This window comes from Ruminococcus sp. (genome assembly GCF_019417665.1).
GTDB lineage: Bacteria > Bacillota > Clostridia > Oscillospirales > Ruminococcaceae > Ruminococcus_C.
Genome location: NZ_DXUU01000064.1, coordinates 1 through 10,902, shown reverse-complemented (window position 1 = coordinate 10,902; position 10,902 = coordinate 1). Strand labels below are relative to the sequence as shown.

At 40.4% G+C, this 10,902-nt stretch carries 9 protein-coding genes; 3 read left to right on the top strand and 6 right to left on the bottom strand.

Annotation, left to right across the window (positions count from 1 at the left end):
- Positions 1-302: hypothetical protein (locus QZ375_RS12365; RefSeq protein WP_295219566.1), on the top strand; the 302-nt coding region annotated here is incomplete at its 5' end.
- A gap of 168 nt (positions 303-470) precedes the next feature.
- Here the strand turns inward: QZ375_RS12365 and QZ375_RS12360 are convergent.
- Together QZ375_RS12360 and QZ375_RS12355 are read right to left on the bottom strand one after the other, a co-directional pair.
- The gene (locus QZ375_RS12360) at positions 471-800 is read right to left on the bottom strand and encodes a type II toxin-antitoxin system RelE/ParE family toxin (protein ID WP_295219565.1); all 330 of its coding nucleotides are present in this window, start codon (positions 798-800) and stop codon (positions 471-473) included.
- Positions 797-1,102: a type II toxin-antitoxin system RelB/DinJ family antitoxin gene (locus QZ375_RS12355; protein WP_022428191.1), complete on the bottom strand. Its 306-nt coding sequence runs from the start codon at positions 1,100-1,102 to the stop codon at positions 797-799. The genes QZ375_RS12360 and QZ375_RS12355 overlap by 4 nt, the downstream gene beginning before the upstream one ends.
- An 84-nt stretch (positions 1,103-1,186) precedes the next feature.
- Between QZ375_RS12355 and QZ375_RS12350 the strand changes: the two genes are divergently transcribed.
- Positions 1,187-2,491, top strand: coding sequence for a phage tail tape measure protein (locus QZ375_RS12350; protein WP_295219564.1), 1,305 nt, complete (start codon positions 1,187-1,189; stop codon positions 2,489-2,491).
- Positions 2,492-2,537: 46 nt separating this feature from the next.
- Positions 2,538-5,249 carry an AAA family ATPase gene (locus QZ375_RS12345; RefSeq protein ID WP_295219563.1) on the top strand — a complete coding sequence of 904 codons (2,712 nt, stop codon included), beginning with the start codon at positions 2,538-2,540 and terminating at the stop codon, positions 5,247-5,249.
- Positions 5,250-5,603: 354 nt separating this feature from the next.
- On the opposite strand, the gene QZ375_RS12340 is transcribed toward QZ375_RS12345, so the two are convergent.
- The 4 genes from QZ375_RS12340 to QZ375_RS12325 are packed head-to-tail and all read right to left on the bottom strand — an operon-like array spanning position 5,604 to position 10,551.
- Positions 5,604-6,647 (bottom strand): efflux RND transporter periplasmic adaptor subunit, encoded by a 1,044-nt coding sequence (locus tag QZ375_RS12340; protein ID WP_295219562.1) that lies wholly within the window; start codon positions 6,645-6,647, stop codon positions 5,604-5,606.
- A 4-nt stretch (positions 6,648-6,651) separates the two neighbouring features.
- Positions 6,652-7,500 carry a carbohydrate ABC transporter permease gene (locus QZ375_RS12335; protein ID WP_295219561.1) on the bottom strand — a complete coding sequence of 283 codons (849 nt, stop codon included), beginning with the start codon at positions 7,498-7,500 and terminating at the stop codon, positions 6,652-6,654.
- Between the two features lie 2 nt (positions 7,501-7,502).
- Positions 7,503-8,354 carry a sugar ABC transporter permease gene (locus QZ375_RS12330; protein WP_295219560.1) on the bottom strand — a complete coding sequence of 284 codons (852 nt, stop codon included), beginning with the start codon at positions 8,352-8,354 and terminating at the stop codon, positions 7,503-7,505.
- Between the two features lie 4 nt (positions 8,355-8,358).
- Positions 8,359-10,551, bottom strand: coding sequence for an ABC transporter substrate-binding protein (locus QZ375_RS12325; protein ID WP_295219559.1), 2,193 nt, complete (start codon positions 10,549-10,551; stop codon positions 8,359-8,361).
- Positions 10,552-10,902 lie beyond the last annotated feature (351 nt).

Below are 10,902 nucleotides of genomic sequence, written 5' to 3'. Positions count from 1 at the left end.
TTCCCAGATTGTATCGCTTGAAATTTCGCAGAGATATTTATCAGGACTTTGCAGCCCTGCAAAAGTCTGTAGGAGAAAATACAGAGGAATCCTCTGCACTGGATATTGATAGCCTTGAAGTGTTTGAGAACATCGCCTATATCATGGCAAAACACGCCGATGCAGCCATTCCGGCATCGCCGGACGAGTGGCTGGAGCAGTTTAACACGTTCAGCATTTATGAGATCTTGCCGCAGCTGATTGACCTTTGGGGCTTGAACGTAGAAACACAGGTTCAGTCTAAAAAAACATCGCCCGATTGACCGACCGATGACCACACCGCTGTTTTTGTTGCGGTGCGTTCAGCTGGGCTTGTCTATGGGCGATTTGGATTTTCTGACCATTGGTCTGGTGAATGATATGTTCACCGAACGGGAGAATGATGAGTGTCATTATGATGTGCTGGCGGATCAGAGGGATTTTGATGCGTTTTAAGCATTTTCCTCTGATGCAATGATTGCTTCGATATTTCTTCCGCCATAAAAAATTCGGTAGATCATAACAGCAGCCTCTTGTGAATTGACTTCATAAAAGACCTCATAATTACCTACTGCATAATGGCGAACATTTCTGCTTTTCCATGGCTCCCATTCTACACGAACATATCGTTCAGGCATTTCATTCAGAGAACGAATGCTTTCTCGGATTCGGTTGACGAGTTTTGCAGCAATTTGCGGTTCTTTCCGATTCTTTGCAAGATATCGATAGATTGTTTTTAGATCTTCTTTCGCAAGAGGGGTATACATGACACGGTATTTCATATGCCAAATTCCTCGTGTAATTCTGCATCCACTTCATCTGCTGAATAAGCTCTGCTGCTTTTTAAGGATTCCAATCCTTTCATCAATTCTGCGTCCATTTCTGCCTGCGACATTCCGCCGATTGCAGTTGGAGCAAAAGCAGGGATTCTGGATGCAAAAGGCATCCCATTTTCTAAAACGATTTGGCTATACAGCATTTGAATTGCACTGGAAGGAGAAATTCCCAGTTGAGAAAGAATCGCTTCTGCGTGCTCTTTCAATCCCGTATCAATACGAGCATAGACAGCGGTTGTATTTGCCATAAGACCACACTCCTTTTTTTCTTTTATTATACCACATACCACTGACAATTGCAAGCGTTTGCAAGCAATTATTTTAGAACTGAGGTGAAATTTACGGCAAACCGTATCAAAGGCATCACCGTAGAAATCGGCGGCGATACCACCAAGCTATCCAAAGCCCTGGAAGGTGTCAACAAGGACATCAAGGGCACGCAGACACAGCTGAAAGATGTCCAGAAGCTGCTGAAGCTCGATCCGACCAACACGGAACTCCTATCCCAGAAGCACAAACTGCTGGCGGATGCGGTATCTGCCACCAAAGAAAAGCTGGAAGTGCTGAAAACTGCCGCAGAACAGGCAAATACTGCTCTTGCAAACGGCGAAATTTCCCAGCAGCAGTATGATGCCTTACAGCGTGAGATCATCGAAACTGAAAACGAACTGAAACGTCTGACCACAGAAGCAAACAATTCTCACACTGCCCTGGAAAAACTGGGTGTGGTCGGAGAGAAAATGCAGGATGCCGGAGATAAGATCTCTGGCGTGGGACAAAAGCTGCTGCCGGTCACTGCTGGTGTCACGGCTCTGGGCACCATTGCTGTGAAAACTGGTGCAGACTTTGATGCCGCTATGTCCAAGGTAGCGGCGGTGTCCGGTGCGACTGGTTCAGAGATGGACGCTCTCCGGGAAAAAGCCCGTGAAATGGGCAGCAAGACAAAATTCTCTGCAAGTGAGGCTGCGGATGCTATGAACTACATGGCAATGGCAGGCTGGAAAACCAACGATATGCTCAGCGGTATCGAAGGCATCATGAATCTTGCCGCCGCCAGTGGCGAAGATTTGGCATCTACTTCAGACATTGTCACAGACGCTCTGACCGCTTTCGGTTTGTCTGCCTCGGACAGCGGACACTTTGCAGATATTCTGGCGGCGGCAAGCTCCAATGCCAATACCAACGTCAGCATGATGGGCGAGACTTTCAAGTATGCCGCTCCGGTACTGGGTTCTTTGGGCTATTCTGCTGAAGACTCCGCCATTGCCATCGGACTGATGGCGAATGCCGGCATCAAATCCTCACAGGCTGGTACGGCACTGCGTTCTGCCATCACCAATCTGGCAAAACCGACCGACACGGTGGCATCTGCCATGGAACAGTACGGCATTTCTCTGACGGATAGTTCCGGTAAATTGATTGAATTTCAGGATTTTGCTTTACAGACAAATGTAATGAATATTCTGAATTCACTGAAAAAACTAAGTGAAGCGATGGATTCGAATAATCCGACCTTCATTTCGCCAAATAATATACGAAGAGATTTAATAAGACAATATGTCATGCTTCAATCATCTGACTCTGTTGGAATGCTTCCTTATGGAGCTTTCATTGATGATTGGAACGGCGATTTCTAATTCAAAGAAAAATAATGACTGACAATCACACTGAAAGGAGCATAATATGCCTACAATCAATGACAGAATTAAAACAATTGATAACAAGATTTGCCGTCATTTGGATGATATTGATAATTCTTCATGCGGCGCAATATCTCAAGATATTCTGTCTGACTTAAAAAAACTTGTAGAGCATATTATGCTGAAATTCTATTCAAGAGGAAATGATATCGAAATAAATACTGAAAACATACTAAATGCACTAGAGGCATGTCAAATTAACGCTGAAATGAAGATACTTTTCCATTTTTACAAATACCTTGAAATTGTTGTTGAGTATTATACCTTGGACGAAGAAAATTCTGAACGCTTGATGCTTAAATATTATCGCTATATGCTTGAAATCAAGAAGTTGGCAATGAAGAACTGGGGCATCACATTGTTTAGAAATTTGAATAAGTTTCCTCTGCATCTTGACACTGCACTGCAGGAATATTATGAAAAAATATCACATAAAATCGAGCAACACACAGTTCGTTTCTCCAGCAATGGTTCAAAATATTATATTCAAAAAAAGAAAGCCTTTTTTGTTGGAGAAAATATTTACTATGAGATTACTTTTACTCCTGCAGTAGACCAAAAACACAAATCGAACAGAGTAATAGCGTTCACTAAGCTGCCTATCACCAGCAATTATGCGTCAAAATTTGATTTGAAAGAAGAAATAGTAGAAGTTCTTGGAAGAAAAATGCCAATTCTCATCATCGTAGGCTGGGAAGTATCGATTCGCGGATGCGAGTATAAAAATTTCATTTCTTTGCTTAATGATGAAAAAGTAACTCCTAACTTTTCTGAGCAAAAGACAATATGTAATTTTCTCACACAAACAGGATATTCTCTGACTGAAATAATTGATTTTCCTGATTATTCATATCAGAGTTTGACGAATACATGGCGAGAAATGTCGGACACATCGATTTTTATTGATGCTTTGGATAGTTGCAGAAAGATAATAAAGAATGATAGACCAGGGCAGAATTTATTGCGATATCTTCTGTTTACTATGAATAATGCTGTTATAAGGTCACAAAAAGGCGATAAGCCCAACTTCAAATTATCTTATCTTTATTTTCAGTTTGGATCTATACCATTTGATAAAATGCCATTTATCGGATTTCCACTTAGCCATACTCCAAGATTGAGTGTTTTATATAAGTGTATACCCACATACAACAGAAAGCATGAAATATTGGCTCGTTTAATAAGAAATAATACAGAAATTAAAGGTCATATTTTTACGCCTATTGAGGATATTTACGGTTATGACAACATACCGGAACTCGTCCGTCAATACAACAGCTTATTGTATGAAGATCATCGTAAGGTGAGCAGCCTTATTATAGAGAATGGTTTGATTTATATTAATGGTTACAAGGATAACACTTGTTACATTATAAGAGAACTGCGTTCAATGGCAACTTCGGGTGAGCCAAATTACGAAGAAGACATGGACGAATGGCTTGAACATACCTATAAAGTGGATTGTCCAGAAAAGAAACCAGTTCTGAGGCAGATGTTTGCAAATTCAAAAGTTGCAATTATTTATGGTTCTGCTGGCGTTGGTAAGTCTACGCTGATAAACCATATCTCGCATTATTTCAGTGAAAAGGATAAACTTTATTTAGCTCAAACAAACCCTGCTGTAGAAAATTTGAAAAGTCGTGTGGATGCACCAGAAGAAAATTGTAGATTTTCTACGATAACAAGCTATGTTGAAAAATCATGGGCAAATAATTACTATGATTTACTCGTGGTAGATGAATGTAGCACGGTAGACAATGAAAACATGGTGAAAGTCCTAAAGAAATCAAGTTATGGACTGATTCTTCTTGTAGGTGATACATATCAGATTGACTCCATTAGATTTGGAAACTGGTTTTCGGCTGTTAAGGAATTTATTCCGTCATCATCAGTTTTTGAATTGACAAAGCCATACAGAACAGATGACGAATATCTTCTAAATTTATGGGCAAAAGTACGCAGGATGGATAGCGATGTTCAAGAACTGATTGCTGTACAGAGTGGTGCACTTAATGTAGATGACTCTTTATTCTCCACAAGTGAAATGGATGAAGCCATTCTTTGCCTTAATTATGACGGATTGTATGGCATCAATAATATAAATCTATTCTTGCAACAGAGTAATCCAAATCAAGCGTTCAAATGGGATATTCAGCAATATAAAGTTGGCGACCCAGTATTATTTTTGGAATCAAATCGTTTTTCACCACTGATTCATAATAATATGAAAGGAAAAATTGTTGGCATTCAAATTCTTGATGAAAACACCAATGATGAGCGTATCAGTTTTCAGATTGAATTGGAAAAGACAATCGATGAAGAAGAGTTGATTTGGTATGATGACTTAACTATACAAGGCGAAGAGAATGGAAAATCCACTGTTCAGTTCTGCGTGTACAAAATCAAGAATGAAGATGAGGACAATAACGCTGTTAGTAGAACATCAATGCCATTTCAAATTGCTTACTCTGTTTCAATACACAAATCGCAGGGATTGGAGTACGATTCAGTTAAACTTGTAATTACAGACGAAGTGGATGAACTAATAACCCACAGTATTTTTTATACAGCAATTACGAGAGCAAGAAAAAAATTGAAGATCTACTGGACACCAGAAGTGGAGAATAAAATTATTCCACGTATTAAGCCACGAGATACGGATAGTGATATTGATATACTGAGGCTTTACATATAATAACAGGAAATGAACCTATGACGGATGAAAAATTATTGACTGTGACTACCGCCAAATTAAGAGGATGAGCCATAATGAACTTCAAGCATTCCTATTTCTTTACGCTGATGGCTTAAAGAAGCAGAAAAACAAAACTGTCGATTTGTGAGAAATGGAGAACGTTCCCCGTCACATCAAAGGTATTGGCGAAAAACGTCTTTAAGAAATCATGACGGTGATTAAAAAGTAACTTGGGCTATAAAAAATTTAAGGACTGTAGCAATAAGCACTACAGTCCTTTTCTTATATTCCAATGAACACTATAAAAATAAATGAACTTCTCCTGTTCATTAAGTTCTTTTTATCAATTTTTACTTAACCCATTCTCACAACTTGTCCCTCGTACAACTCCTTATTCGTGTAAATTACAATCTTATCCTCACTGGTTAGTCCTGAATCCTGCACAGCAGCATAGCTGTCGTTTTGCTCCGTAACAACTACATTACGAACGGAGATATGATATTCAGTTCCAAGGAATCCTTCCGATTCCTCTACAAGATAGACATAGTGCTGATCACCTTTTTCATGAACTGCCTCCAGCGGAATACAGTCATATCGTTCATCGGACATCACCTTTACAGACATCTGACCGATTTCACCAATCGTTACTTCTGAGGGGGCAAGCGGTATTTCCACCATATAAACACCATCGCTGATTTTATTCACAGACTGTATTTCACAGTCTGACAGCAGGATACTTCCGCCACGAAAACTAAGATTCACCAAATCACCTGCAAACAGCAATTCACTTTCTTCTTCCGTAATTTCAGCTGTAAAGTACAGATCCTGTGACAAGTCCGCAATCAGAAAGCCTGCTGTTTCTCCAGTGAAATTACCAGCGGTCACGTTCACACTGCAAATCATACCATTTGCAGTGCTTGTCATGACTGCACCGTCATCCAACAATTTCTGATAAGTTTCAAGCTTCTTTTGTTTATCTTCAATCTGAAAGGTGAGTATTTTTGCACTGTTCCAAGCCTGGGCAGTATAATAATCAGCTCTTGTCAGAGTATCAATTTCAATTTGTCTTGACAGCTTTGCTATGTATTCCTCCAAATAAGTCGTATCGTATTTCAAAAGCACATCTCCCTCAGCAACGGTATCACCATTTTTGACGCAAACCTCAGCAATTCTCAGCTCAGGAACAGCATACAAAGGAAGTTCATTGGTTGTTTGAACCGTACCATTCGATTTGATCTGATAATTCAAAGTTGTATGTTTCATACTTGTGACTGATACTCTTGGCAGCTGATATGCATAAATTGCTCTGGATGCAAAAGTCAGCACCAACATTACCGCAAGGAATCTCAAAAAATATTTGAGAGCTTTTGTCTTTAGTGTAATTTGTTTTTCATCCATATTGCTACTCCTTTAATGCAGAAGATATAATGCCCTGCTCAAGATAATCCTGTCCAATGATAAACACAAACACCGCAGGAACAAGCGTTACAACTGATGCTGCCAGCATCAGTTTCGCACTGCTTAAATCCATCATCGGCAGATACAGTGATAACGGAAATTTGCCTTTATCCTTGATGAATGCAAGAGGCTGCTCTACCATATTCCAGTAATCCAGAAAACTGAGTACCAGACAGGACAGGATACCATGCTTTCCAAGGGGCAGACCGATATACCGCAGAACCTGCCATTCATTAGCTCCATCAATACGTGCAGAATCCGCTACATCATTTGGAATATCCGCAAAGCCACGATATATCAGAAACACAGCAAAGGTCGAGAATATTGCAGGCAGGATAACCGCCCATCTTGTATCCATCAGCTGAAAGCGATCCAGCACTATGTACTGTGAAAGCATCGTCACCTGAAAGGGCATCAGCATGAAAATGACGTACAGATTGAACAGCAGCTTTTTCCCTCTGAATCGAAACCTTGCAAACGCCCATGCCGACGGTACTGCAACTGCAAGCTGAAATGCCAGAATGAATCCTACCATAAGCAGAGAATTCCAGAAAACTGTATAGAATTCCGGTGTGAAAATCAGCAGATCCGTGAAATGTCCAAGAGTTGGGTACTGCGGAAGATAGTGAATATCCGCATATTCACTTGTAAACTGTATCAGAGGTGAAATCGTTCCTGCCAGCTCGTCCGAATCCTGTACCGACAAGATAATGACAAGCACAATTGGATACAGAATTGCAAGAGAAAGCAATGCAAAGAGTATGTAAAGGATGACCGTTCTGACTTTTTTCATGCTCAGCCCTCCTTATCCCATGCACGCTGCAACAGAACGATAGCAAGAAAAATTACACCGAATACACATACAGCCGCTGCTGCCATTTTATCCAATTCCATATTTACAAACCAATTGTTAAACAAATGCTGTAAAAGATACATACTGTCATGAGGATAAGAACCTGCCACAAGGTAAGCCTCACGGAACACTTTAAACGAATTGAGAAACGAGAGAATGGTAATAGTATACAGCGTTGGTTTCAAATTTGGCAAAATGATATAGAACAGGCATTGCCGTTCATTGGCTCCGTCAACCCTTGCAGCATCTGTCAACGAGGTGGAAATGCGCATTATTCCCGCCACCCACAAAAGCACCGTATAGCCAAGGTTTTTCCAGACGTAGCTGCCCACAAGCACCCAGAACGCTGAAGAGCTATGCAGAAAATGAATTTCACTGCCGCCAAACTCAGTAATAATAGAGTTAATATATCCGGCGTCATCAAAGAGAACCTGCCACACCAAAACAAGGGTTGCCGTCGGTACTGCAAGCGGAAACAGAAGCGCCGATTTGATGATACGTATGTATTTCAGCTTGCACAAGGCGTAAGAAATAAAGAATGACAGAATGATCAATATCGGCAGGCAGACGGCTGTAAACAGTGAGGTATTTTTCACAGCCAATAAAAAAGCTTCATTTTCGAAAATAGTCTTAAAATTCTGCACTCCCACAAACTCTCCCGTAACTGCGGCACAGAAGGAACGCCTGACCGAATCCGCAAAAGGAATCAGCACAAAGACCATAACGCCAATAAAGCTCGGAAGAAGAAAAGGTACGTGACGCAGATTTTGTTTATGCAATGTTAATCGTTTCATTGTGTTATTCCTTCATTCGCAAGTCAAGCTGTCTTGCAATTTCGTCAGCTGCTTCTTCGGGTGTAAGACTGCCCTCCAGGCATTTCGTTCCCACGTCAATAATAATATCATGGGTCATAGTATCCAATATCACAGGTTCGCTTAATTTTTCAATTGTACTCTGAAATTCAGCCGCTTCTTTATCATCCATCCATGTTGCACGAACAGTAGTCAGACCTGCACACATTCCTGTATAATTATCCTTGTCATGGTTCTTATCATAAAACTTCTGTAATGAATTTTTGTTGACCGGAAATCCGTCATAATTCTCCACATTCTGTACATTTTCGGAAATTGCTGTTGCAATAAAATGCTGTGCTTCATCTATATTATCTCCGGCGGTACATATTCCAAGATTGCATTTAGGAATAAAAGTATTACTTTCATCATTTAAACCATAACGATAAGTTATATCAGAATTTTCTGTATTTAGTGAAGTAATTAAATTCAAATCAGTATCAAAACCTCTTGTTGTTCCTGCTGCAATAACTGACTGTCCATCAAGCATATACAAACCTCTTCCAGCCGGACGAATTCCCCATTTTTCGGATGGTGCAAGTGATTCTTCAAGCTCTAATGCCACCTTTGATTCCACGTATCTATCATCACCCTCCTGATAAATTTTTGTGCAATCACGCAGTATTTGTATCATAGCATCTTTGTCAATACCATTTTCTGTGACAGCGTCATCTCCCGCAAGTGCAAATGCTGTATCAATAATTTCTCCTGCGGACAAAAAGTAAGTTACATAGCCCTTAGGATTATACAGATCTCCATCATATTTCTCCTCTATAACATCTGCGAAATCAGAAAGACTGCTGATACTCTTCATATCCTCCTGCCACGCAATAATAATGGGCACTTCAAATTTGCAGGCAACAGAATATAATCCGCTGTCATTACTGTTCCATTTTGCAACATTGTCCAATAGGACGTTATCGGGATTCCATATGACTTCACTGTCTGTCAAGTCAAGTAGCATATTCTTTTCTGCATAGTTATCAATATCCAGTCCGTCCAGCATCATAACATCAGGAGCATTGTCTGAAAGAACTTCTGTAGTCAGATTTTTCAAAGCGTCATCATAAGTTATACCGTTTCGCATACCGATCTCATAATCCACTCGTACTGTAGGATTCTGTACCTTGTATTCACTGATTATCTGTGATAATGTATCATTTTCGGTAAGGCTGTATACTTTCAGTGTTGAAGTAATTTCATTGACAGCTTCCGGGTCATAGCGATACCGCATGAGCACACCTTCCTCATAGCTGATCAAAAAGCTGCCGTCTGCATCACAAATGACGGAGTTTACTGTATAAGAGGGATTGCTCAGTCGGCAGGAATATCCGTCAATGAGCTGTTCCACCAGATTCCCGCCCATGACATAACGGTACAACCCTTTTTTTGAAACAATGTAGAATGAACCGTCTTCGCCGCTGCAAAAATCATAAGCAACGTGCTGAGTGTTTCCTGATAAGCCCTGTTCACTGAGAAAACCTTGCATGGCTTCCGGCGTATCTGTAATTGTTGCATTTTTGTAGTCGTAGAAATACATATCCGTGGAATCCACTGCGACAATATAGTCATTCACCACATCAAAGGCACAGGCTTCGTCATTTATAGCAAACAAAGCTTTTGCAGACTGCCGCTGGATATCGATTTCATAGACCTGAAAGCCTGCTTTACCTGAGCCAAATGCAAACAGTTTTCCGTCCGGTGAAAATTCCAGCATATTCAAATAAATACCGTCCAGTGTAAATGATGAAACTTCGCCGTCAGCTGTAATTGCAGCATACTGCATTTCGTTTTCATCATTGTAGTAACTGAAAAAATATGTTCCGTCCGGAGAACAGACTGCACATGGAATATATAAATCTGTTCCAAGGCTGCTGGTATCCGAAAGTGCCGACTCGCTGAATTCTGATTTATCATCATTCAGCTGACAAATTTCTTTTGTACCATAATCCAGAAATGATGCCGTTTCATCATGTAAAAACAATTCTCCGAATAAGCCGTATTGTCCCGGAAGCGAAACTTCCTCCTCCACATATTGCCCTTTGTATGTAACAACTTCTTCATCTTTTGACTTTTGGCATCCTGTGACAGTAAAAGTTACCATAACAGCCATCACAAAAGCAATCAGTTTCTTACGCATAATAATATGCCTCCTTTTTTGGTATGTCCTTATCATAACACACGAATCTCTAAATTACCTCTAAAATTATCTCTAATTTATCTCTAAATCTTCCGTAAAGCTGATTTTTGTGCTATAATAAATGCATAGCATTTATTATAATTTATTTTGATGTCCTTGCAGATACGCAAATCAGAGATTTGCTCCCTGCATATCGGACAATTATAGCAAAAAATCTCTTTTTTGCTATAATAAACATCGTGAGGGTGCGCCAGTTCGGTGCAGATAAAATAGTTCGGTGAAAGTCCGGACCCGGTAAAGCCCAGCAAGCAGCCGGTACACAGCCTTGGAGCCGAAGCCGCGAGGTGAGGT

Excerpts from the sequence above, each read along its gene's own strand:
- QZ375_RS12335 (WP_295219561.1), bottom strand. The coding sequence starts at position 7,500 with ATGAAAAAAGTCAGAACGGTCATCCTTTACATACTCTTTGCATTGCTT.
- QZ375_RS12360 (WP_295219565.1), bottom strand. The coding sequence starts at position 800 with ATGAAATACCGTGTCATGTATACCCCTCTTGCGAAAGAAGATCTAAAA.
- QZ375_RS12325 (WP_295219559.1), bottom strand. The coding sequence starts at position 10,551 with ATGCGTAAGAAACTGATTGCTTTTGTGATGGCTGTTATGGTAACTTTT.
- QZ375_RS12355 (WP_022428191.1), bottom strand. The coding sequence starts at position 1,102 with ATGGCAAATACAACCGCTGTCTATGCTCGTATTGATACGGGATTGAAA.
- QZ375_RS12345 (WP_295219563.1), top strand. The coding sequence starts at position 2,538 with ATGCCTACAATCAATGACAGAATTAAAACAATTGATAACAAGATTTGC.
- QZ375_RS12340 (WP_295219562.1), bottom strand. The coding sequence starts at position 6,647 with ATGGATGAAAAACAAATTACACTAAAGACAAAAGCTCTCAAATATTTT.
- QZ375_RS12330 (WP_295219560.1), bottom strand. The coding sequence starts at position 8,354 with ATGAAACGATTAACATTGCATAAACAAAATCTGCGTCACGTACCTTTT.